21 protein-coding genes are annotated in these 23,428 nt (G+C 43.2%); 14 read left to right on the forward strand and 7 right to left on the reverse strand.

The genetic code is table 11. From position 1 onward, the window contains the following. Window positions 1-197: 197 nt before the first annotated feature. Window positions 198-1,784, reverse strand: a complete 1,587-nt coding sequence (locus GLO7428_RS20910) for a glucose-6-phosphate isomerase (protein WP_015190580.1) — start codon at window positions 1,782-1,784, stop codon at window positions 198-200. Between the two features lie 272 nt (window positions 1,785-2,056). On the opposite strand from GLO7428_RS20910, the gene GLO7428_RS20915 reads away from it, so the two are divergent. From GLO7428_RS20915 to GLO7428_RS20930, 4 genes are all read left to right on the forward strand, one after another. Then, window positions 2,057-3,268 carry a branched-chain amino acid ABC transporter permease gene (locus tag GLO7428_RS20915; RefSeq protein ID WP_015190581.1) on the forward strand — a complete coding sequence of 404 codons (1,212 nt, stop codon included), beginning with the start codon at window positions 2,057-2,059 and terminating at the stop codon, window positions 3,266-3,268. Between the two features lie 44 nt (window positions 3,269-3,312). Beyond that, window positions 3,313-4,074: an ABC transporter ATP-binding protein gene (locus GLO7428_RS20920; protein ID WP_015190582.1), complete on the forward strand. Its 762-nt coding sequence runs from the start codon at window positions 3,313-3,315 to the stop codon at window positions 4,072-4,074. Window positions 4,075-4,402: 328 nt separating this feature from the next. Next, entirely contained in the window at window positions 4,403-6,100 is a 1,698-nt protein-coding gene (locus GLO7428_RS20925) for an iron uptake porin (protein ID WP_015190583.1), read from the forward strand. A 92-nt stretch (window positions 6,101-6,192) separates the two neighbouring features. After that, on the forward strand, window positions 6,193-7,008 hold the full coding sequence (locus GLO7428_RS20930; RefSeq protein ID WP_015190584.1) for an MBL fold metallo-hydrolase: 816 nt from the start codon (window positions 6,193-6,195) through the stop codon (window positions 7,006-7,008). Between the two features lie 7 nt (window positions 7,009-7,015). Here GLO7428_RS20930 and GLO7428_RS20935 read toward each other — a convergent pair whose 3' ends face one another. Beyond that, window positions 7,016-7,681, reverse strand: coding sequence for a TetR/AcrR family transcriptional regulator (locus GLO7428_RS20935; RefSeq protein ID WP_015190585.1), 666 nt, complete (start codon window positions 7,679-7,681; stop codon window positions 7,016-7,018). 120 nt (window positions 7,682-7,801) lie between these two features. Between GLO7428_RS20935 and GLO7428_RS20940 the strand changes: the two genes are divergently transcribed. From GLO7428_RS20940 to GLO7428_RS20950, 3 genes are all read left to right on the forward strand, one after another. Continuing rightward, complete coding sequence (locus GLO7428_RS20940; RefSeq protein WP_015190586.1) at window positions 7,802-8,827, forward strand: NAD(P)-dependent alcohol dehydrogenase; 1,026 nt, start codon at window positions 7,802-7,804, stop codon at window positions 8,825-8,827. Window positions 8,828-8,918: 91 nt separating this feature from the next. Then, a complete protein-coding gene (locus tag GLO7428_RS20945) occupies window positions 8,919-9,947 on the forward strand; it encodes a fatty acid desaturase (protein WP_015190587.1) in 1,029 nt (342 codons plus the stop codon). A 4-nt stretch (window positions 9,948-9,951) separates the two neighbouring features. Then, window positions 9,952-10,476: a GAF domain-containing protein gene (locus GLO7428_RS20950; protein ID WP_015190588.1), complete on the forward strand. Its 525-nt coding sequence runs from the start codon at window positions 9,952-9,954 to the stop codon at window positions 10,474-10,476. Window positions 10,477-10,479: 3 nt separating this feature from the next. Here the strand turns inward: GLO7428_RS20950 and GLO7428_RS20955 are convergent, their stop codons facing one another. Beyond that, window positions 10,480-11,289, reverse strand: a complete 810-nt coding sequence (locus GLO7428_RS20955) for an ABC transporter ATP-binding protein (RefSeq protein WP_015190589.1) — start codon at window positions 11,287-11,289, stop codon at window positions 10,480-10,482. 150 nt (window positions 11,290-11,439) lie between these two features. Here GLO7428_RS20955 and GLO7428_RS20960 point away from each other — a divergent pair, with 150 nt between their 5' ends. Together GLO7428_RS20960 and GLO7428_RS20965 are read left to right on the forward strand one after the other, a co-directional pair. Beyond that, window positions 11,440-12,276, forward strand: coding sequence for an ABC transporter permease (locus GLO7428_RS20960; RefSeq protein WP_015190590.1), 837 nt, complete (start codon window positions 11,440-11,442; stop codon window positions 12,274-12,276). 24 nt (window positions 12,277-12,300) lie between these two features. Further along, complete coding sequence (locus GLO7428_RS20965) at window positions 12,301-12,894, forward strand: cysteine hydrolase family protein (protein ID WP_015190591.1); 594 nt, start codon at window positions 12,301-12,303, stop codon at window positions 12,892-12,894. A gap of 12 nt (window positions 12,895-12,906) precedes the next feature. Here the strand turns inward: GLO7428_RS20965 and GLO7428_RS20970 are convergent, their stop codons facing one another. Then, on the reverse strand, window positions 12,907-13,947 hold the full coding sequence (locus GLO7428_RS20970) for an ABC transporter substrate-binding protein (RefSeq protein WP_155823825.1): 1,041 nt from the start codon (window positions 13,945-13,947) through the stop codon (window positions 12,907-12,909). A gap of 175 nt (window positions 13,948-14,122) precedes the next feature. On the opposite strand from GLO7428_RS20970, the gene GLO7428_RS20975 reads away from it, so the two are divergent. After that, entirely contained in the window at window positions 14,123-15,583 is a 1,461-nt protein-coding gene (locus GLO7428_RS20975) for an ABC transporter substrate-binding protein/permease (RefSeq protein ID WP_015190593.1), read from the forward strand. Continuing rightward, window positions 15,549-16,310: an amino acid ABC transporter ATP-binding protein gene (locus GLO7428_RS20980; RefSeq protein WP_015190594.1), complete on the forward strand. Its 762-nt coding sequence runs from the start codon at window positions 15,549-15,551 to the stop codon at window positions 16,308-16,310. Before GLO7428_RS20975 ends, GLO7428_RS20980 begins: the two co-directional genes overlap by 35 nt. 123 nt (window positions 16,311-16,433) lie before the next feature. On the opposite strand, the gene gyrB is transcribed toward GLO7428_RS20980, so the two are convergent. Then, window positions 16,434-18,374: a DNA topoisomerase (ATP-hydrolyzing) subunit B gene (gyrB, locus tag GLO7428_RS20985; RefSeq protein ID WP_015190595.1), complete on the reverse strand. Its 1,941-nt coding sequence runs from the start codon at window positions 18,372-18,374 to the stop codon at window positions 16,434-16,436. Window positions 18,375-18,506: 132 nt separating this feature from the next. On the opposite strand from gyrB, the gene miaA reads away from it, so the two are divergent. Beyond that, window positions 18,507-19,442, forward strand: a complete 936-nt coding sequence (gene miaA, locus GLO7428_RS20990) for a tRNA (adenosine(37)-N6)-dimethylallyltransferase MiaA (RefSeq protein ID WP_041918713.1) — start codon at window positions 18,507-18,509, stop codon at window positions 19,440-19,442. Between the two features lie 80 nt (window positions 19,443-19,522). Here miaA and GLO7428_RS20995 read toward each other — a convergent pair whose 3' ends face one another. Then, window positions 19,523-20,224: a Uma2 family endonuclease gene (locus GLO7428_RS20995; protein WP_015190597.1), complete on the reverse strand. Its 702-nt coding sequence runs from the start codon at window positions 20,222-20,224 to the stop codon at window positions 19,523-19,525. A gap of 114 nt (window positions 20,225-20,338) precedes the next feature. Between GLO7428_RS20995 and glcD the strand changes: the two genes are divergently transcribed. Continuing rightward, on the forward strand, window positions 20,339-21,811 hold the full coding sequence (gene glcD / locus GLO7428_RS21000) for a glycolate oxidase subunit GlcD (protein WP_015190598.1): 1,473 nt from the start codon (window positions 20,339-20,341) through the stop codon (window positions 21,809-21,811). 8 nt (window positions 21,812-21,819) lie between these two features. Here the strand turns inward: glcD and GLO7428_RS29805 are convergent, their stop codons facing one another. Beyond that, window positions 21,820-21,942 carry a sensor histidine kinase gene (locus GLO7428_RS29805; protein WP_081588116.1) on the reverse strand — a complete coding sequence of 41 codons (123 nt, stop codon included), beginning with the start codon at window positions 21,940-21,942 and terminating at the stop codon, window positions 21,820-21,822. 183 nt (window positions 21,943-22,125) lie between these two features. Between GLO7428_RS29805 and GLO7428_RS21005 the strand changes: the two genes are divergently transcribed. Further along, on the forward strand, window positions 22,126-23,418 hold the full coding sequence (locus GLO7428_RS21005; RefSeq protein ID WP_015190599.1) for an FAD-binding oxidoreductase: 1,293 nt from the start codon (window positions 22,126-22,128) through the stop codon (window positions 23,416-23,418). Window positions 23,419-23,428 lie beyond the last annotated feature (10 nt).

Below are 23,428 nucleotides of genomic sequence, written 5' to 3' on the forward strand. Positions count from 1 at the left end.
ATATGGTATGGAATGAGGGGCAGAGATCAGCGCATAAATCTTGATAGCTGCTTTGTTGCCACAAAATTTCGGTTTTCTTGATATATCCCTCCTCTATAAACCACAGGTGTCTTGCGATTGAGGTTTCGTTTATTTAGCTGCGAATTTATTCGCTAAGCTTTGTTATTGGGTTTCAGTTTTTCTATTACCCTAAATTACTAATTGATCGTTACCGTTAAACTACTGGGATCGCCAAAATTACCGTTTAAAGTCACACCGCGTTTATTCGCATGGAGGTGACGCAGAATTTTGTAAATTGTCTCAACTTGGTCAGTTGCTTGGGCTTTTTCTGCAAGTTGCGCGATGGAAATCGAACGACTTTCGTCTTCCAGAATTTGTAAGACGCGTTTTTGTAAATCCAAAACCGCAGCAGCAGCTTTTTTACCAGCCTCAACGCCTGGCTGATGGTAAGCGTTGACATTGACTAAAGAACCATACAAACCAACCGCGCGATCGTAAAGCGCAATCAGTGCGCCTACCGTGCGTGGATTAACTTGCAAAATTGTGACGGTAATTGAATCGCGATGATTATCGTACAATGCTTGGCGCGTTCCTTGAAGGAATCCTGACAGGTAATCACCCGATGTTGTTCCTGGTTCTAATTCAGGTGAAGCACCTTGACGGTCTTCTAAAACTTCAATAAAGGTGACAAAGAAATTCGGTACGCCTTCGCGTAATTGTTGCACATAGGCGTGTTGATCGGTTGATCCCTTGTTGCCATAAACCGCAATTCCTTGATTGACAACATTCCCATCCAAGTCTTTTTCTTTGCCTAGCGATTCCATGACCAACTGTTGCAAATAGCGACTGAATAAGAGTAAGCTGTCTTTGTAAGGTAGGATCACCATGTCTTTTTCGCCGCGCCCGTTACCAGCATAGTACCAACTCAATGCCAGTAAAGCCGCTGGATTGTTTTTAATATCGGGTACGCGCGTTGCATCATCCATTTCTTTGGCTCCAGCTAGCATCGCTTGGATATCAATTCCCTGTAAAGCCGCAGGTAGCAAGCCGACAGCAGACATTTCTGAGGTACGTCCGCCTACCCAATCGAACATGGGAAAGGTTGCTAACCATCTTTCCGATTGCGCAAGTTGATCTAATTTGCTATCAGGAGTGGTAATGGCGATCGCATAGTGAGAAAAATCTAAATTCTGCCCTGCATAAGCTCTTTTGACTTCAAGCATTCCGTTGCGTGGTTCTGGGGTTCCACCTGATTTAGAAATCACAATGACTAATGTGCTTGCTAGGCGGTTGCGCAAGCGTGTCAAAACGCGGTCAATTCCCGCTGGATCGGAATTGTCGATAAAATGAATTCCCAGTGGGGGAAAATCTGGGGCGAGGGCTTCGGCGACAAATTGCGGTCCCAATGCCGAACCACCAATCCCAATTGAGAGAATGTCGGTAAAGCGCGGGGCTTGCGGTGGGTGAATCGCACCGCTATGAATTTTGCGGGTAAATGTTTCGATTTGTTCAATCGTTTGCGTAATATCTTGTTTGATTTCTGGTGTTGGGGCAAGATCGGGATTGCGCAACCAGTAATGACCTACCATTCGATCTTCGTCAGGATTAGCGATCGCGCCTCCTTCTAAAGCCGCCATATCTTGAAACGCTTTGTCAAACTTCGCTTGCAATTGCGCGACAAACGCATCATCAAATCTCATGCGACTGACGTCTAAATAGAATTCTAAACCTTCGTGGTAATAAAGCCAGTCTTGGTAACGTTGCCACAGTGTTGCAGCATCCATAGTCAATCTCTACTTACTCGTATCATCACACCAGTTTAATTTAAGTGTTCAAGGATAAACGTTCAGCCCTCTACAGTGGGATTGTTCTTGTGCGATCGGCGATGTGCTGTAGAATTCATTTTTAAAGAGGTCAGAGGTCGGGTATCAGAGGTCAGGGGGAAGAACTTGAATCCGTAGCGGGAGGAATGTTGCTGAAGGCTTATTAAGCATCAATCCGATTTCTGATCCCTGACTTTTTTAACATCAATACGCGACAACGAACACTAACGTCTATGATCCAGAATTTATCAGGTTGGGTTGGTTATCTAATTTTTCTTATCATCTCAACTGCTGTTTTTGCTTTATTTAGTTTAGGCTTAAATTTGCAATGGGGATTTACTGGGCTAATTAACTTTGGTCATGTCGCCTTTATGACCGTAGGCGCTTATACAACGGTTTTGCTAACCTTGCACGGCGTTCCTCTGATTATCGCTGCACTTGTTGGAGCAGGTGCCGCTGCATTGTTAGGATTGATTATTGGTTTATCGACACTACGTTTACGGCAAGATTATCTAGCAATTGTCACGATTGGTGTCTCTGAATTACTACGATTAGTTGTTAATAATCAAGATTTACCAACAGGAAACGGGTTTACACCAGGTTCGTTTGGCGTACAAGGCTATCCTCTACCACTCGTAAGTTTTGACCCGACGTTGCTGACACGTTTGGGTATGATTGCGTTGCTGACGTTGATTGTTGGAGTGTGTTATTGGCGTTTGTGGAAGTGGGTGGGAAAGGCGCAGCAGGGATTGCAGAAATCGCAGGCATTGCAGAAATTGCAGAAATTGCAGGGATTGCAGGGATTGCAGGGGCAAGGCAATGCCTTGCCCGTACGAAATTTTTCATCGCGATTGGTGTTGGGGATTTTGGCAGCGGGATTGATTTTAGTGTTGTTTCTCGCGGGGGCGATCGCGCTCTATAATTACACGAGTTATGCCAATGCGGGGTTGATGCTGATCTCGGTTTTGGTGTTAGCGCTAGTGTTTTGGCGGCTAGAAGTCTTGGTGCGATCGCCTTGGGGAAGAGTCCTCAAAGCGATTCGGGAAGATGAAGATGTCGCGACGGCGTTGGGAAAAAACGTGTTTTGGTACAAGTTGCAAGCGTTGATGTTGGGAGGTGCGATCGCAGGAGTTTCGGGCGCATTATTAGCATGGCAATTGACAACGATTTACCCTGATAATTTCCAACCACAAATTACGTTTGATGCTTGGACGATGGTGATTTTAGGTGGTGCAGGAAATAATGTTGGCACGTTACTCGGTGCGGTGATTTACTGGGCGTATGATGCGATTACGCGCTTTGCTTTACCTGCAATTTTCCCGCTGGATGAAGCGCGCTTAGGTGCATTTCGGATTATGGTGATTGGTTTAATTTTGATGTTACTGATGCTGTGGCGTCCACAAGGGATTTTAGGTAAGAAAAAGGAATTAACGCTGGGAAAATGAGTGGCTAGTAGTTAGTGGCTTGAAAAAGGAATTACTCATACACAATGGATACACCCTTATTAGCAGCGAGTGGTTTAGTTAAAAGTTTTGGTGGAATTAAAGCAGTTGACAATGCCGAAATTACTGTAGCACCAGGTAGTATTACAGGTTTAATTGGTCCCAATGGTGCAGGAAAAACAACATTGTTTAACTTGCTATCAAACTTTATTCGCCCAGATAAAGGTCGCGTAATTTTCGATGGCGAACCGATTCAAGAGTTTCAATCGCACAAAATTGCGCAACAAGGAATGGTGCGGACGTTTCAGGTAGCCCGAACGCTTTCGCGGCTATCGGTGATGGAAAATATGCTGCTAGCCGCGCAAAATCAACTCGGAGAGAACTTTTGGCAAGTGCAGTTACGACCATACCTGATTAAGAAACAAGAACGTCACTTGCAACAGCGTGCAATGTTGCTTTTAGAATCGGTTGGGTTAGCGCATATGGCGTATGAGTATGCGGGGGCGCTATCAGGGGGACAGCGCAAGTTGTTGGAAATGGCGCGGGCGTTGATGACACAACCGAAGTTAATTTTATTAGATGAACCTGCGGCGGGAGTAAATCCCACATTGATCAATCAAATCTGCGATCGCATCCAAACTTGGAACCGCGAAGGAATGACGTTTTTGATTATTGAACACAATATGGATGTGATTATGTCTTTGTGCGATCGCGTTTGGGTTCTTGCTGAAGGTCGCAATCTTGCAGTTGGTACTCCGAGTGAAATTCAAAGTAATCCACAAGTTTTAGCAGCGTATTTAGGTCAATAGATGATTGGTTCGCCAGAAATCAACAAAATCATCAGAAAAATTTTATCTCCTGTGCTTCGAGACAGCAGAAGAGTTTTGACTTTTTTACAGATAGCTCGTTGTCTTGCTCGATTCACGTCTTGATTATTCTTAACAAGTCAGTATAAATAAATACATTCGTTCCTATTTGTAGTGTATATCTTTAAAAAATCTACAAAAAATCATGCTATAGCAGAGGTCAGAGGTCAGGGTTGAAAATGAGTTGGGGTAATATTCGTACCTTCAATGTCCCAACTACCCCAACGAGACTGCTATATCTACAAAATTAAATTGTGTGTGAGGAGAGTCTGTGTCAAAAGTATTACACCAAATAGCGAGTTATAGCCTTTTTGTACTTCATTTCTTGCTATATCAATTCGCTGTTGTTGCAAATGCTTCAGAAGCAAATCCAGATAATCTTTTAACTCAATCTAAATCTGCCTCAACGCCAGAAATGGCGCAAGTGACATCGGTTTCGCAACTTTCCGACGTACAACCTACAGATTGGGCGTTTCAAGCACTACAGTCGTTAGTTGAGCGTTATGGTTGTATCGCGGGATATCCTGATGGAACTTATCTTGGTAATCGCGCATTAACACGCTATGAATTTGCTGCGGGGTTGAATGCGTGTGGTAATCGGATCAACGAACTCATTGCCGCAGCCACAAGCGATCGACTAAGTCGGGAAGATTTAGCGATTCTCCAAAGATTACAAGAAGAATTTGCGGCTGAACTTGCAAGCTTGCGCGGAAGAGTCGATGCTTTAGAAGCCCAAACCGCCGAACTTGAAGCAAATCAGTTTTCTACCACAACAAAACTTGTAGGGGAAGCTCTTACCTATGTTGGCGATGCTTTTGGTGAAACTGCGGGTGATATTAATAATACAACGTTGGGTTATCGCGTTCGCCTTAATTTTGATACAAGTTTCACTGGACAAGATCGCTTGCGAACTCGCTTACAAGCAACAAATTTAAGATTATTCGATTCAGGCGGAACGTTTGGCGGTAGTCAAGGAACCCGTGAGGGACAAGACGTTACAGATCCACCAGAACTATTTGGATTTGGTAACACAGGTGAAACGCGCGTAGCACCTAGTAGTATTGCCCAGAGTGGTGAAGTTATCTTAACTACGTTGCAGTATCAGTTTCCTGTAAGCGATCGCTTGCGCATTTACTTAGAAGCAAATGGAACCGATCCGACATCCATTACCGATCCAATTAGTCCATTTTCTGTTACGGCAACGGGTGCAGTGTCTAACTTTGGACAACTTAATCCAGTGTATTTCTCTATTGGCAATCGGGCTGGTATTGGGGCAAACTTTTTAGTGACGCCAGAACTCAGCTTAGACTTTGGCTATTTAGGAGGAACTAACGCCAATAACCCAGATTCAGGCTTATTTAACGGCGATTACAGTGCGTTTACCCAGTTAGTTTACAGCAGCGATCGCTTCAAAGTTGGTTTATTTTATCTCAATGGTTATTCTGGTAATTTTGGCGTTGATACGCTTGCGGGTAGCAATCCGGCGAAAGTGGTTGTTGTCAACGATGTCAACAATCCAGAAAATAACTTGAATAATCCAATAGTTGCTAACGTCTACGGCGCACAACTCAATTTCCGCGTTTTTGAAGGGTTTGAAATTGGTGGTTGGGTAGGTTATACTGCGGCGCGGGCTGTGGGTGAAATTAAAGGTGATGCCGATATCTGGAATTATGCCGTCACGTTACATTTTCCTGATTTATTCCGCGAAGGAAACGCCGGTGGGATTGTGGTAGGAATGCAACCACGCTTAACAGGAACAAGTAATGCTATTTTAGCCTCAGCGATTGGTTTACCCGACGGGCAAAGAAGCGATCGCGATACAGGTTTACACCTTGAAGCCTTTTACCGTTATCAGTTAACCGATAATATCTCAATTACGCCTGGTGTCTTTTGGTTAACTGCACCAAACCACGATGCGCGAAATCCCGATGTTGTGATTGGCGTCATCAGAACTTCATTTCTATTCTAGTGGAAACTGATCGCCGATCCTCGTTCACTAAATATAAAATGTGGGGTAGGCATCTTGCCTGCCCACGTTGACTCACTTAATAAATCAATCCTGTGAACAATAAATCAGTATGTGATAGTTGGTTTGCAACTCACAAAATTAGCGATCTCCTCTACTGCATCAACGAAATTCACTACTGGGAATGGAATCGGGCGAATATCTGGTTAATCAAAGGACAAAAGCAAGATTTACTCATTGATACAGGTTTAGGTGTTGCGAGTCTGCGGCAATACATCGCGAGTTTAATCGATAAACCATTACTGGCGATCGCTTCTCACGTTCATTTCGATCACGCGGGTGGAATTCATGAATTTGACGATATTGCGATTCACACCGCCGAAGCTGAAGCTTTACGTCATGGCGATTGTCACGCGGCTTTGTGCAATCCTGAATCAGGTTGGATACTTGACGAACACTTTTCTCAATTACCCTATCCAGGTTTTACCGCGACACAGTACACGTTTCATGCAGCCGAACCAACACAACTACTGCAAGCAGGAGACGTGATTGATTTAGGCGATCGCGCTTTTGAAATTTTACACCTGCCTGGACACTCTCCTGGATGCATTGCCTTATACGATCCATTTAGCCAAGAACTCTTTTCCGGCGATATTATTTACGACGGCGACTTACTCGATCAACTTCCTGGTAGCGATATTTCCGCTTACATTGCATCTTACGAATACCTACAGCACTTACCCGTAGAAATCGTCTACCCTGGACACTATCATATGTTCGGAGAACAACGAATGCAAGAACTTATTGCCGATTACCTCGACGCTAAACGTCAACCAGGTTGCCCTTCAAAAAATTTTAGCCTTAATACTCAAGAAATCGTTAAGCAACACACGCGTAGAAGTGGTAGCTAAACACTAATTAAACCTGTTCTCGAAACTGATCCAGACCATTGAGGATCAATTCAAGTCCGAACTCGAAGTCATGAATACCGTCATAACGACCTTCAATGACGTGATGTGTAAGCTGATTGAGGTAAGGGTACTGATCCGCAGGGATGAATGAAACGAAGTTTTTCGCGACCTCTGCATACTCTGTCGCTGCGAGGGGAAAGTTCAATTCCTGAAGCGTAAATCCATAAATATGGCTATCGATCGCATTCCACGCTCGATCTGCCATCTCAAACGAAAAGCCTGCTTTGTGTAGACAACCCAACGTCGCATCTACATAGCGCAACATTGCTGAACCTGTATTCATCTGTGACATTAACGCCATCGTTGCCCAAGGATGACGCAACAGCACTTCGTGAGCCGAGATCGCCCGTCGCCGCATTGCTGTTTTCCAGTCAGTTTCAAGGCTAGGCACTTCAATTTCGCTCACTACAATATCAACGATGCCACATAAGATATCGTCCTTATTGGTCACGTGATTATACAGTGACATCGCCTTGACGCCCAATTTCTGAGCCAGCTTCCGCATAGAGAGTGATTCAACGCCTTCCTCGTCAGCTAGGCGCATAGCCGCGTGCAGCACTTTTTCCCGACTTATTGGGGTTGGGGGAGGTGTATGAGAACTTTTTTTAGCCATCTAATCGGATCAATTCTTAACGCACAGAACAAGCAAATTCTAGGGTTTGAGTTTGCTTTTCATCTTGACAAACTTACGGCGTAAGTTAAACTTACAGTGTAAGTCAGAATGTTGAAGGTCATGAAAACATCGAGTACCCCCATCCCCGTACCAGGGGACAACAAAAATGACAAAATGAAAGCGATCGTCCAAACCAAATACGGTTCACCAGAGGTGTTGAGTCTGCAAGAAGTTGACAAGCCGGTTGTGCCAGACAATGGCGTACTGGTGCGGGTTCATGCTGCGTCTGTCAATGCTGGCGACTGGCATCTGATGCGAGGAACTCCATTCTTCATGCGCTTGATGTTTGGGGGATTCCTCAAGCCAAAAATCAAGATCATCGGTTTTGATATAGCAGGACAAGTTGAAGCCGTTGGTAAAGATGTCACGCAGTTTAAGCCTGGTGATGAAGTCTTTGGAGACTTGTCTGAGTGTGGTTTCGGTGCATTCGCCGAGTACGTTTGTGCAACAGAAACTGCATTAGTGCTAAAGCCGAGTGCCACGCCATTTGAAGCAGCTGCAACTGTTCCTGGGGCAGCCCTTACCGCTTTGCAGGGTTTGCGAGATGTAGGTGAGATTCAGTCAGGGCAGAAGGTGTTAATTGCTGGTGCATCCGGCGGTGTGGGTTCTTTCGCAGTGCAGATTGCTAAGGCATTGGGCGCTGAGGTGACTGCTGTATGCAGCACAAAAAAAATGAATATGGTGCGATCGCTGGGTGCAGATCTCGTGATTGACTACACTCAAACAGATGTCACCCAAAATGAGCAGCGTTATGACCTAATATTTGATGCGGCAGCGTACCGTTCAGTTTTTGACTACTTGCCAATATTGACTCCTGAGGGAACCTACGTCATGGTTGGCGGATCTATCGCTCGATTTTTCCAAGTAATGCTTCTTGGATCTGGGATTTCGAGAATCAGCCGCCGCAAGGTAAAATGTCTAGCTGTAAAACCTAATCAAAAGGATCTCGTCACATTGAGAGAGTTGATGGTAGCAGGCAAGATCGTCCCCTTTATCGATCGATACTACGACTTGAGTGAAGTCCCTGCCGCAATTCGCCACCTTGAACACAGACAAGTGATGGGAAAAGTTGCTATTCGTGTTTGATATGCAGCTTATTAGTTTGTATTTCTCATTACAAAACAAAATTCTCTCTCACCTATACTTGTTATAATATGTACAAGTCACGCGCCTTGTTATGGGATCTACCATTGCAATCAAAGCCAAATCAGTTGACGCCTCTTACTATTTGCATCATAAAAAGCATCTGTGGAATGCGATCGCAATTACTTATGCTTTAGGTAGTTACAGCGGCGCGATCGCGCTGTTCCTTGCAAATTTTTGGCTCAATGCCTTAGGAGTTGTACTACTTACCCATAGCCTGATTATTTCAGCATATCTCTCTCATGAGTTTATGCACGGCACAATCTTTACTGAGCGCAAGTGGAACGCCATAGTTGGTAATATCATGCTTTGGCTTAATGGTGGCTGCTATGCTCGATTCAAAGATTTAACTCAAGATCATATTGCTCATCACATCAATCGCGTAGACTTTGCCTCTTTTAATTTACCAAGCTGGATGCATCAACTTCCTGCACCTATTTGCCGTGTAACTTTAGCTTTAGAATGGTTGCATTTTCCGATTATTTCCTTGATCTTCCAATGGCGCAGTATTTTAGCCCCTTTTTGGGAACCCCGACGACAAGATGAACAAAAACGTGTCATTACGATACTTATTTTACGCAGTTTGTTATTAATAGCATTAGCCTTGCTTTCTCTTAAAGCTGTGGCACTTTATTTTCTCAGTTACATTGGCATGATTATTGTGCTGCGATTTGTTGATGCTTTTCAGCATACTTATGAAGCGATTCCTGTCGGTTCGCCGTTACCGAAACGAGATTACACCTACGAACAAACCAACACATTTTCTAACGTGATTTCGCAACGTTACTGGTGGCTGAACTTGTTACTTTTAAACTTTGGCTATCACAACGCACATCACGAACTGATGAAATGTCCTTGGCATAGTTTACACGAACTTGACCGCGAGATATTTACAGGCGAAGAAGTTCACTACGTTACGCTACCGCAATTATTAGGAAACTACCATCGCTTTCGGATAGCGCGAATTTTCTCGGATCAAGGGACTGCAATTGATGAACAGGGTAACTTGCAATTAGAGACGTTTTATGGTGCGATCGGTGTGTCGTTCTTAGTGAAGTTTTAATTTCATGCAATTACCTGAAGCTTTAGAAAACGTTTTTGCGGATAATAGCGAACCTGATGCAATTTTTAATGCATTGCTACCTGCATTATGTAATGTATTGCAAACAGATCGGTGCTTTCTGTATCTGCGCAATCCGCACAATCAAAAGGGGAAAGTAGCATACTGCTGGCGACGCAGTGAGGAAATTCCTGATGTCATAGATTCAGAATGGAGTAGAGAACCTGAATCACTCGCCGCAGAAGATCCGTTATTCTCCGCAGCGTTACAAGCTAAACCTTCTGTGTATGTAGAAGATGTTGAAACAGCAAATCCAGAAGTTGTTAATTTAGGATTTGAACGCAAACATTTTGGTCATCGTGCATTAATTCACGCTCACTTGTGCGAAGATGATTTATTGTGGGGAATTTTGCAACCGTGTATTTTTGGTAAACCTAGAGTTTGGAGTGAGAGCGATCGCGCTATTATTACAGAACTAGAACAACGATTGACACCGCTAGCAATCACTTATGTCAAGACTGTAGGGATGTAATTTTTAACAATTGCGCAAACAGTGCATTACTTCGCGTTTGATTGTGGTGAATTCCGAAGTTAACTTCATTTCAACATCGCGATTTTGCGGTAAATTGACAACGATTTCTTGTTTGATTTCTCCTGGATGCGCACTCATCACAAAAACACGCTGCGATAAAAAGACAGCTTCTTCAACATCGTGCGTAATCATCCAAATTGTCGTACGCGTTTGTTGCCACAAATCGAGTAAAAATTGCTGCATTTGCTCTTTGGTTTGAGCATCTAATGCACCAAAAGGTTCATCCATTAATAATACATCAGGTTCATTCGCTAAAGCACGCGCGATGGCCACTCGTTGTTTCATTCCCCCTGATAATTGCTTAGGATACGCTTTGGCAAATCGAGTTAATCCCACAACGTCTAAAAAGTAAGCGATGCGTTCGTTGCGTTGTTTTGGAGGAAGCGATCGCAGTCGCGAACCAAAGCCGATATTACCAGCGACAGTTAGCCAAGGGTACAAAGTGTAATTTTGAAATACCATACCGCGATCGGGTCCTGGACCAAGCACAATTTCACCATCAACTTTGACTTCGCCTAACGTCGGTTGCATTAATCCGGCAATAATATTAATTAACGTTGATTTACCGCAACCAGAAGCCCCGACAACACAAACAAACTCGCTTGCGTATAACTGAAAATTAATGTTTTGTAAAACTGCGAACGATTTACCTTGACTTGGAAAACTTTTGCTTAAATGACTAACTTCTAACTTTGGTTGTTTGCTGCGATCGCCAGCTTGTGTTGTATAAGTTTCTAGCGAAATTCGAGTCATTACATTTATTTATCAGTGCAAGTCGGAAATACTTTTTATCTAAGCAAATAACAAAGTAATAAACTGTTAATTAAGATACAATGCTGTCGGTTGAATAACAAGCATAATTTTCTCGAATCTTATTAATTTAGCTCACAGCTTCATTTTGTAATGACTCAAGTATTTCCTCACTCCCGCAAAAGGTATCTTCCACCTTCGACGTTTTGGAGTTTGCGTCAAGGATTTCCGCAATGGTTGCGTCTTTTGCTATCAGCGATCGCCTTAGCTTTACCATTATTATTATGGGCATTAATTAGTTACAGCGGATTAACAACTCCTGTCTTTCTGCCAACACCTACAGCGGTAATTGATGCCGGAATTCGGATGTTTACCGAAGAAGATTTACACTTAGATATTATTGCAAGTAGTTTGCGCGTTGCGGCGGGGTTTCTTGTGGCTGCGTTCGTCGGTGTACCTATTGGAATTTTAATGGGAACTTTTTATAGCATGGAAAGCTTATTTAGTCCAATTGTTGGTACAGTTCGTTATATGCCGGTTGTGGCATTTGTGCCTTTAATTATTATTTGGGTTGGTTTAGGTGAAGCGGCAAAAGTTCTCATTATTTTTCTCGGAGTTGTTCTTTATAATGCAATGATGGTTGCGGATGCGGTGAAATTTATTCCGGATGAAATGCTTAATGTTGCTTATACTTTAGGTTCTAATCGCCGAGAAGTGTTATTTCGCGTGATCATTCCTGCAACGTTTCCGAGTGTTTTAGATACATTGCGTGTTAATATTTCTGGAGCGTGGAATTATTTAGTTATTGCTGAATTAATTGCTTCGCAAAATGGCTTAGGACATCGCATTGTACAATCGCAGCGTTTCTTACAAACTGACAAAGTTTTATTTGCGATCGCCATCATTGGAGTTATCGGTTTACTCATTGATTACAGCTTGAAATTACTTTCTAAAGCTTTAACACCTTGGGCAGATCAAACGCGTAGCTAAGTGATGACTTTCTTCTCAAATACTATGAAGCAACTAAATCAATCAAAAACAGCATTAATTTGCGTCGATATGCAAACGGGCGTATTTACTGGTGAAGGAAATCTACCGCACGTTGGCGCATTAGAAGTTCTTCCCAAAGCGAAAAAAGTTTTAGCAGCAGCGCGAGAAGCCAAAATACCAATCGTTCACTTTCAAGAAGTCCATCGTAAAGAAATGGTAGACTTTGGTAGAGAATTAGATGGTGCTGAACCTGTGCATTGTTTAGAAACTTGGGCTAGCACCAACTACTATTGGGAACTCGCACCGATTGATGGTGAGTTTGCTATTGCTAAAAGACGTTACAGTTGCTTTTTTGGAACAGATTTAGAAATTCTCCTACGTGGGTTGAAGGTTGATACTGTTGTGTTAATGGGGATGATGACAAATGTTTGCGTTCATTACACCGCAGTTGATGCGCATCAACGCGACTATCACTTTCATGTTATAGAAGATTGTTGCGCTGGTTCAGATTGGGATGCACATTGGGCGGCTTTAACAGCAATGGAATATTTACAAACAGGTGCGCGTATTTTCCATACTGATTTTATTGCCACTTTGCATCCCGTAGCAGTTAAGTGAAGCGTATGTTGTTTATGCTTGCACTTCTCGCAAAAACCTTGGTTCTAGGGTATTAGTTAAATCTGGGGCTTGGGGAATTTGTTTCTGAGAAACGAGAAATTGTGACAAGTCGTTCATGTGATTGAGTAAATATATATCACTTTGTGGATTACCGAGCATTTCTAAGTTCGTTGGTAAATCGATGAGTCTGACGCCTTTGAGTTGTTCTTCAACTTCTTGCGGTGTGAGTTGCAAACGTTTACCAGCGATCGCTAGTGCTTCATCGCGGTTTGTTTCCATAAATTCGCGCGCCTGCAAAATTCCGCGAATGAAACCTGTGACTGCGTTGGGATGTGCTTCGATAAACCTCGTCCCGAATAAATACACGTCAACAATCGCGGTTGGCATTTTAGAAGTATCGTAAATAATTCTGCCGTCTTGCTGCGCTTGATCTGCTTTTTGTAAGAATGGCGAATATGTTACTGCAATCTCAGTTCTTCCTGCTTGATAGGCCGCTGCTGCTGCATCGGGTGTAACGTTTGTGAGTCTAACATCATCACCACTCAAGCCTGCTTCTTTCAAAACTTGGAGTAAGAAGAAATGACTCACTCCGCCAACTTCGACAGCGACTTCTTTGCCTTTAAAGTCAGCAATACTGGTAATACTATTGCGCGCTAAAATTCCATCACCGCCTAGCGAGTTATCCGCTGCCATAATAATGCGATAGTCTACTCCCTTGGCTGAAAGCGACACAGCTTCGGATGTCACCAGCGCTTGACTGTCAAGACGCCCTGCACCAAAAGCCGCCATCGCATCGGTAGCTGAACTAAAATCTCTAAAATCGAGGTTTAAACCGTTTTCCTGAAAAAAGCCTTTTTCTAAAGCAATGTACAACGGCGTGTAACCAATCCACAGCGTACTTCCTGATGTCGCCGGAACTTGGTTTGTCGTAGATGATGTATTAGACAGCGTTCCTGATTGTTGTTGAGTACACGCGTGTAGCGCCAAACTTCCTGCAAAGCCTGTGAATAATGATAATGCTTGACGGCGTGTCCAATGTGACTTACTACTCATGCTCATGAGTATCTTTATTCCTAAATTGCTCTGAGCATCATTAAGCGATTTATTTTAGTGAAAAAATGTTAATAAAAATACAATTTGCATAGTTATAATTCTATAACTTTTTAGGTATCTGTTAGTAGCATCTACGCATGAGCAGACAAATTGCTGCTTTATTAATCTACTTGCAATGAAAAAACTTAGGCTATTATTTTCGATTTCGCTTGCAGCAATCGTTGCTTTAATTATCGTTGTCGGTGATGGTATAAATAACAAAATTGCTGCTCAATCACAATACGCTGGGCGCACTTTGGTGATGGTAACATCTGCTGATTACCCACCCTATGAATTTAGAGATACAGCGCAGGGAAATGAAATTATTGGCTTCGATATTGATATTGCAAATTATATTGCCCGCGAGCTAGGATTTGAATTAAAAATTCAAGATACAGACTTTAGTGGTATAATACCAGCCTTACAATCGCAACGTGCTGATTTTGCGATGGCGGGGATGACACCTACAGCCGAACGCCGACAGAATGTAGACTTTTCTGATATTTATTACGAAGCAAAAAACACGATTGTTGCGCTTAAGGGTAGCAACTTTCAGCAACCTGAAGATTTAGCAGGAAAAAGAGTCGGCGTTCAACTTGGTTCAATTCAAGAAACTGCGGCGAAAGAATTTAAAGATGTCACAATCGTTCCCCTCAATCGCACGGGTGAGATTATTCAAGAAGTCAAAGCAAGGCGTGTTGATGCGGCAATTATTGAAGATACGATCGCCACAGGCTTTGTTGCAAATAATCCCGATTTAGAATTTAACACAATTGATGCAGGCGAAGGCGGTTCGGCGATCGCATTTCCTAAAGGTTCTCCTTTAGTTGCAGACTTCAACCGCGTTTTGCAACAAATGCAAAGTAGTGGAGAAATTGAGAAGTTAGTTAACAAGTGGTTTGGCGGCGAACCCGCAACGACAGCAACTGCAAATGATGGGGGGTTTTCTTTTGCACAAATCGCGCCGAGTATTCCCTTTATTCTACGCGGTATTTTAGTCACTTTACAGTTCACTGCCTTATCCGCAGTTTTTGGGTTTATTTGGGGAACAATTCTTTCCCTGTTTAAAATCTCGACTTTTAAACCGTTAGTTTGGTTTGCAACAGCTTACACATCAATTTTTCGCGGGACACCATTACTATTGCAAATTGCTTTAGTTTACTACGCCACGCCCCAAATCACCGGCTACAATATTCCCGCATTATTAGCTGGGGTGATTACATTTACCCTTAATTCGGGTGCATATATTTCTGAAACAATTCGCGGTGGTATTCTTGCAGTTGATAAAGGACAACGCGAAGCGGCACTTTCTTTAGGTGTTCCTTACCGACCAATGATGTTAGATATTATCTTACCTCAGGCAATTAAAAATATTTTGCCTGCGTTGGTGAATGAAAGTATTGCGTTACTTAAAGATTCAGCTTTAGTTTCTACAATTGGTGTAGCAGATCTATTGCGTCGCGCTCAAATTGTTGGTGCAGAAAGGTATATTTACTTTGAACCGCTGATCGTGGCTGGCGTTATTTACTACTTAATGGTGATGAGTTTAACTTGGGGGGGCTATGCGCTTGAAAGAAGATTACAACGTAGCAGTTGATGTTGCGGTTGATGTTGAAGATTTACACAAATCCTTTGGCAATCTTAAAGTTTTACGCGGAATTTCTACTAAAGTTAATAAAGGCGAAGTTGTTGCAATTATTGGTCCAAGCGGTTCCGGAAAATCAACTTTCTTGCGCTGCATGAATTTGTTAGAAATACCAACATCAGGGAAAATTTACATCGATGGTGTCGATATTACATCGCGCAAATGCGACATCATGAAAATTCGGCAAAATGTGGGAATGGTGTTTCAGCACTTTCATTTGTTTCCACATATGACGGTGCTAGATAATGTGACGTATGCGCCTATCAACGTTAAGCACGTCGATAAAGCAGTAGCGCGGCAAGAAGCAATGGATTTGCTAACTAAAGTAGGGTTGGCAGAAAAAGCTGATGTTTATCCTTCTAAACTATCTGGAGGACAAAAACAACGCGTAGCGATCGCGCGATCTTTAGCAATGAAACCGCAGGTGATGCTGTTTGATGAACCTACTTCTGCACTCGATCCCGAAATGGTGAAAGAAGTGTTAGAGGTGATGAAAGATTTAACGCAAACTGGCATTACAATGGCGATTGTGACGCATGAAATGGGCTTTGCGAGAGAAGTCGCACACCGAATCTTATTTCTAGATGAAGGGCGTTTAGCTGAAGATGCAACCCCGAAGGAGTTTTTCAATAATCCGCAGTGTGATCGCGCGAAACAATTTCTCGAAAAAATGCTGTAACTTAAGCGAATAAATTCGCAGCTAAACAAACAAAGCCCACGAAGGTGGACTTGTTCATAAAAATATTATTTTAGTGTGCGCAGGCACACTTCGTTTGTTTAGCCCCGACTTCAGTCGCAGGGCTTAAATGTCGAGTTCAGTAAGATTCAGGCGCGAACCGTAGGTTTCGATAAATTCACGCCGAGGTGCAACGCGATCGCCCATCAAGATTGTGAAAATGCGATCGGCTTCCGCAGCATCTTCAATCTCCACTTGTTTCATTGTGCGCGTTTCTGGGTTCATTGTTGTTTCCCAGAGTTGGTCGGGCATCATTTCGCCTAAACCTTTGAAACGTTGAATTGTATAATTAGCATTATCAGGGAACTCGTGCTGAATAAGATTTTGGAGTTCGCGATCGCTATAGCAGTAGTAGTGACTGCGCCCGCGTTCGACTTTAAATAGTGGCGGACAGGCAATATAAATATAGCCTTGATCGATCAGTTCGCGTTGATAGCGGTAGAAGAACGTGAGTAATAAGGTGCGGATGTGCGCGCCGTCTACGTCTGCGTCAGTCATAATTACAATCCGGTGGTAGCGCAACTGCGAAGCATCAAACTCCTCACCTTTGACACCTAATCCAAGGGCGGTAATTAAGGCTTGAATTTCGGTGTTTTTGTAGATTTTGGCGTCGTCGGTTTTCTCAATGTTGAGGATTTTACCGCGTAAGGGTAGGATGGCTTGGAAGCGGCGATCGCGTCCTTGTTTGGCACTTCCACCCGCTGAATCTCCTTCAACGATGAAGATTTCTGATTCACTCGCGTCTCTAGAACTGCAATCGGCTAATTTGCCAGGTAACGGCGATGATTCTAATACTGACTTACGTCGTACTAATTCGCGTGCGTGACGCGCAGCTTCTGCGGCTTTAAACGCTTGAATCGCTTTGTCTAAAACCGAGTCAGCGACATTAGGATGAAAATCAAGGTACTCAGTGAGAACTTCGCCTACAAGCGAGTCAACAATACCGCGAACTTCGGTATTTCCGAGTTTCGTTTTCGTTTGTCCTTCAAATTCAGGATCGGGGACTTTAACCGAGATAACTCCTGTTAAACCTTCGCGAACGTGTTCGCCACTAAGATTCGGTTCGTTGTCTTTAATTTTATTCCGCTTGCGCGCGATCGCATTGAGTGTCCGCGTCAGTACAGCTTTTAATCCTTCTAAGTGCGTTCCACCATCAACCGTACGAATGTTGTTAGCAAAGCCTAATATATTATCGGTATAAGCATCAACGGACCACTGTAAAGCAACTTCTACTTGAACATTGTTGCGTTCTCCCTGCACAAAGATGATTTCTTCGTGTAAGGGTTGCTTTTCACGGTTCATGTACGCGACATATTCTTTAATTCCACCTTTATACTCGTATGTCTCGACTTTCGGTTCGCTGCTTTTGAGGAGTTCTAAGCGGCGATCGCTAAATGTAATCTTGACACCAGCGTTTAAGTATGCTAGTTCGCGCAAACGTCCAGCTAGTGTGATGTAATCAAACTCGGTTCCTGTTGTAAAAATTGTGGCATCCGGTTGAAACGTGACAGAAGTTCCGGTTTTTGCTTCTTTGCTCGGTTTTACTTGCAGTTCTGTCACTGGTATGCCACGCTCGAAGCGTTGAACGTGAACGTGCTTGTCACGCCATACTGTAACTTCAATCCATTCTGATAAGGCATTAACAACCGAAATCCCAACTCCGTGCAATCCTCCAGAAACTTTGTACCCACCGCCACCAAATTTACCTCCGGCGTGTAATACTGTCATTACAGTTTCTAGTGCTGATTTGCCAGTTTGGGGGTGTGTATCTGTGGGAATGCCTCGACCATCATCTGTAACGGTTACTGAACCATCCGCATTTAAGTCCACCTCCACATGCGTGCAGTATCCCGCCAAAGCTTCATCAATCGAATTGTCTACAACCTCGTAAACTAGATGATGGAGTCCTCGCGGACCAGTGGAGCCAATGTACATACCCGGTCTTTTGCGCACCGGTTCCAGACCTTCCAGAACTTGAATCTGATCGGCGCTGTAACTGCTAGTCATGCAAGGTATTCTCCACGAAAATTAAAGTTTGAGCCGCGATCCGACTCAAAAAATAGAAAAACACTCCTAAATTGTAGCATAAAAGCCTTCAAGACGGCTGTAGAGGGATTTTAGAGGAAATTTTTCAGGGGGATGTACCCAACTAATTTTTATCGATCTTGCTTAATGACAATTTGTGGAGCGACAGCAACGGGAAAATCAGGACTTGCGATCGCGCTTGCTACCAAACTCAACGCTGTCATTCTCAGCGCCGACTCGCGCCAAGTATACCGCGAATTCAACATTGGCACAGCCAAGCCATCAGTTGCGGAACAAAACTTAGTACCGCATTATTTAATTGATATCTGCGCACCTACCGAAATCCTCACCGTTGCAGATTACCAAGCCCAAGCACAGACTTTAATCGCTCAATTTCAGCAACAAGGGCAAATTCCGCTGTTAGTTGGTGGTACTGGGTTGTATATTCGTGCAGTGGTACAGGGGTTGAAGATTCCTAGAGTCGCGCCGCATATCGAGTTGCGATCGCAGTTAGAATCGCTCGGTCAAACGCAACTATACAGTATTTTGCAACAAGTTGATGCGGTTGCAGCGCAGAAAATTCACCCGAATGATGCAGTCAGAACACTACGCGCATTAGAAGTCTTTTATGTTACAGGGCGTCCGATTTCACAACAACAAGGAGAAAACCCACCAGATTATCCAATTTTACAGATTGGCTTAGATTGTCGTGGAGAGAGTTTGCGCGATCGCATTACGCAACGTACTGAACAAATGATTGCAAACGGCTTAGTCGCTGAAGTGGAATACCTTTGTGATAAATACGGTACTGACTTACCTTTGTTAAATACTTTGGGATATCACGAGATCAAACAGTATCTTACTGGTGAAATTACCCTCGATGCAGCAAAAGAATTAACCGTTTTGCATACACGACAATTTGCTAAGCGACAGCGTACCTGGTTTCGCGCCTATCCTCAGATTGAATGGTTCAATGCTGATGCGCCTGATTTGCTAGAACAAGTTTACCAACGAGTACAAGCATTTTTGAATAATCAACCTCTTGCTTGAATGCTTAACAAATTTGTTATTCCCATAAAACTCCTATCATAAAGTGGGCGCAGGCACACTTCGCTTATGTAGCCCCGACTTCAATCGGAAGGCTCAATTCCCATCCTCCGCAATTGTTCAGCCAAGAGTTGGGCGCGTTGTTCAGCTTGTGAAGCGCGTTGTTCAGCTTGCGCAGCGCGTTCATCTCCAGTCAGTAAAATACTTCCATCTTGGTAGCACCAGCGTAACCAGGTATCTTGCCTACCTTCAAATTCTCCTTGCCATATTGTGACACCTAGTCCAACTTGTTCGAGCCAAGTTTCACTAATTTCCGAATATCGCATTCCTCGGAGTTCATACACCCGCAGCACTTGTCCAAACTGCCCAGTTGGATCGTACACAATATAGTAGCTAACACGCATATGCTCGTAGATTGTGAGTTTTTTCCCTAGTTCATCACCCTCTTTGTTAGAAACAATCTCAATCGCAACTTCCGGTGGTTTTCCAAAACGCCACACCATGTAACAACGATTTTGCTTATCCCACCAATTTTGTGGTACTTGCACGTCAAAACTAAGAAAGACATCGGGGACAATCGCGGGTTGCAAGTCAGTGTAGTAAACACCGACATTTGCTTCAGCTAAGAAAGTTTGTGTCTTTAAGGAACTGTAAAGGGAACTAACAAGTAGGCGTTGTTGTTTAGCAGAGGCGAAATTATCCACAGGTGTATCGTCTTCAGTCACTAGCTGATTAGCATCTGGTACGTAGTAGTCATCGTCACAGATAAAAGTTTGCTCAACCATGATTACCACTTGAGAAACGCTATTTTTAGCTTAGTTGATAGATATGATTTACTCGTATATGAACAAATCTTGTCAGAATATTATTTAAAGCCCTTCGTTAAACACAAGCCACCCATGCTTCTTAAAAATCAGCAGCACAGCAAATGGAAGCCAATTATCAAGCAATTTGAGGCTGTTCTTGGTAAAAATGGCGTAGTGCAGCGCAAGGAAGAGTTGATTACCTATGAGTGTGATGGTTTAACAAGCTATCGTCAGCGCCCTGCGGTAGTTGTGTTACCGCGCACAACAGAACAAGTTGCGGAGGTGGTGAAAATCTGCGATCGCAACTCGATTCCCTTCATCGCACGCGGTTCTGGTACTGGCTTATCGGGTGGTGCGCTACCAATTGAAGATTGCGTGTTGATTGTCACCGCCATGATGCGGCAAATTCTCAAGATAGATTTAGAAAATCAGCAAGTTGTTGTCCAACCTGGAGTTATTAACAATTGGGTAACGCAAACCGTTAGCGGTGCTGGATTTTATTACGCTCCTGATCCTTCAAGTCAAATTATCTGCTCAATTGGTGGTAATGTTGCAGAAAATTCAGGTGGCGTCCACTGTCTCAAATATGGCGTCACCACAAACCACGTTCTCGGATTGAAACTCGTACTTCCTAACGGCACAGTTACTGAAGTCGGCGGACAAGTTCCAGAAATGCCTGGATACGATCTTACAGGCGTTTTTGTCGGTTCAGAAGGTACGCTAGGAATCGCCACCGAAATTACCTTAAAGATCCTCAAAACTGCCGAATCAATCTGCGTTCTCTTAGCAGATTTTACCAGCGTCGAAGCCGCAGGAGCCGCCGTATCCGACATTATCAGCGCCGGAATTATTCCTGCTGGAATGGAAATGATGGATAACCTGAGTATTAATGCTGTTGAAGATGTCGTGGCAACAGGTTGTTATCCTAGAGATGCGGAAGCGATTTTATTAGTTGAAATCGATGGATTAGCTGTAGAAGTTGCCGCCAATAAACAACGAATTGCTGATATTTGCAAACAAAATGGTGCGCGGAGTATTACGACAGCAAACGACCCAGAAACCCGCTTAAAATTATGGAAAGGTCGTAAAGCCGCTTTTGCTGCTGCGGGTCATCTTAGCCCAGATTATTATGTTCAAGATGGCGTGATTCCCCGTACGCAATTACCTTTTGTCTTACAAGAAATTGAAAACTTAAGTAAACAATACGGCTATCGCATTGCTAACGTATTTCATGCCGGTGATGGCAATCTGCATCCTTTAATTTTGTATAATAATTCCATTCCAGGTGCATTAGAAAAAGTTGAAGAATTAGGCGGAGAAATTCTCAAGCTTTGCGTTAAAGTTGGTGGAAGCATTTCAGGTGAACACGGAATAGGTGCTGACAAACGGTGCTATATGCCTGATATGTTTACAGAAACCGATTTAGAAACGATGCAGTATATCCGTCAAGCATTTAATCCACAAGGACTAGCAAATCCTGGAAAAATATTTCCCACTCCTCGCACTTGCGGAGAAGCTGCAAGATCTGAAGCTGCAAAGAAGTTTGAATCACTGGAGCGATTTTAATTTTGCCTCTATGTAACTACCGCTATACCTAAGTTAGTTCCAGGAATTGTACGAGTGTTACTACCTCGATATAAAGAATCAAACAAGTTTTTGTGTTCCTCTTTTAGAATACCAATTCCTGGATCTCGAATCTTGAAAACACCTCTTCTAAATCACACGCTACTCAAATACAAAAATCTCCTCTAGACACGCACTGTGATAGTCAAAGTGTTATATGTAAAGTATTAAATTGAAGGTAAATAAGAATGCGTAAATAAGCATAATCTAAGTAAATCAACGTCAAAAGTAATACTGATTAAATCCACTTGAGCATTATGAATGCGATCGCCCAAAAATTAGAAACCATTGTTGGTAATTCTGGAGTCATAGCATGGGATGCTATGGAAGCTACGCGTCGCGAACAAATACAACAGGCGATCGCAACAGAAAATTATCCTTGTCTTGTCTATCCTCAAACGCAAGCAGAACTTGCAGATGTTGTTAGCTGTGCTTACCAAAATCAATGGAAAATTTTACCCTGTGGAAGTACAACTAAGCTTAATTGGGGTAGAATAGCACAAGGGGTACAAGTTGTCATCAGTACTGAACGCATTCATCAATTAATTGAACACGCTGTAGGAGATTTAACCGTAACAGCCGAAGCAGGAATTCGCTTTGCAGACTTACAAACAACTTTAGCAACTGCGGGGCAATTTCTCGCGCTCGATCCCACTACACCTGAATTTGCTACGTTAGGAGGAATTGTTGCTACTGCTGATACTGGTTCGTTACGTCAACGTTACGGAGGAGTACGCGATCAACTTCTAGGAATTAGTTTTATACGTGCGGATGGCAAAATTGCCAAAGCCGGAGGAAGAGTTGTTAAAAATGTTGCTGGTTACGACTTGATGAAGTTGTTTACTGGTTCATACGGTACGTTAGGAATCATCACATCGGTCACATTCCGCGTTTATCCCATTCCAGAAGCTTCTGGTACAGTCGTATTGACTGGAAATGCAGATAAAATCGCCCAAGCTGTCACAAGTTTACGCGCATCAGCTTTAACTCCAGTCGCATCAGATTTACTTTCACAGCAATTAGTCATAAATTTAGATCTAGGTCAAGGCTTAGGCTTGGTTGTGCGGTTTCAAAGCCTCAGCGCCAGCGTTAAACAGCAAGCTGCATCACTTTTAGAATTAGGACAACAGCTGAATTTACAAGGCGCAGTTTATACAGATGATGAGGCTGAGTTATGGCAGAAATTGCAACAACAAATGCGATCGCCTACCAAACCGACTGAAATTACCTGCAAAATAGGGGTATTACCAACAAACGCTGTCGCAACGCTTACACATTTCGATCCGCAAATGGGTTTAATTCACACAAGTAGTGGTTTAGGTTTATTGCGGTTTGATGCTGATGTGGATAAGCAAAATATTTTGCAAATGCGAGATTTCTGTCAGTCGCAAGGAGGTTTTCTTTCAATTCTAGCCGCCCCACCAGCACTAAAAGAAAAAATTGATGTTTGGGGATACCAAGGTAATGCTTTAGAAATGATGCAGCAGATTAAACACCAGTTCGATCCAAATAATATCTTAAGTCCATCCCGTTTTGTTAGAGGAATTTGATTTTAATTCT

The sequence above is a fragment of the Gloeocapsa sp. PCC 7428 genome (genome assembly GCF_000317555.1).
In the GTDB taxonomy this organism is placed as follows: Bacteria; Cyanobacteriota; Cyanobacteriia; order Cyanobacteriales; family Chroococcidiopsidaceae; genus Chroogloeocystis.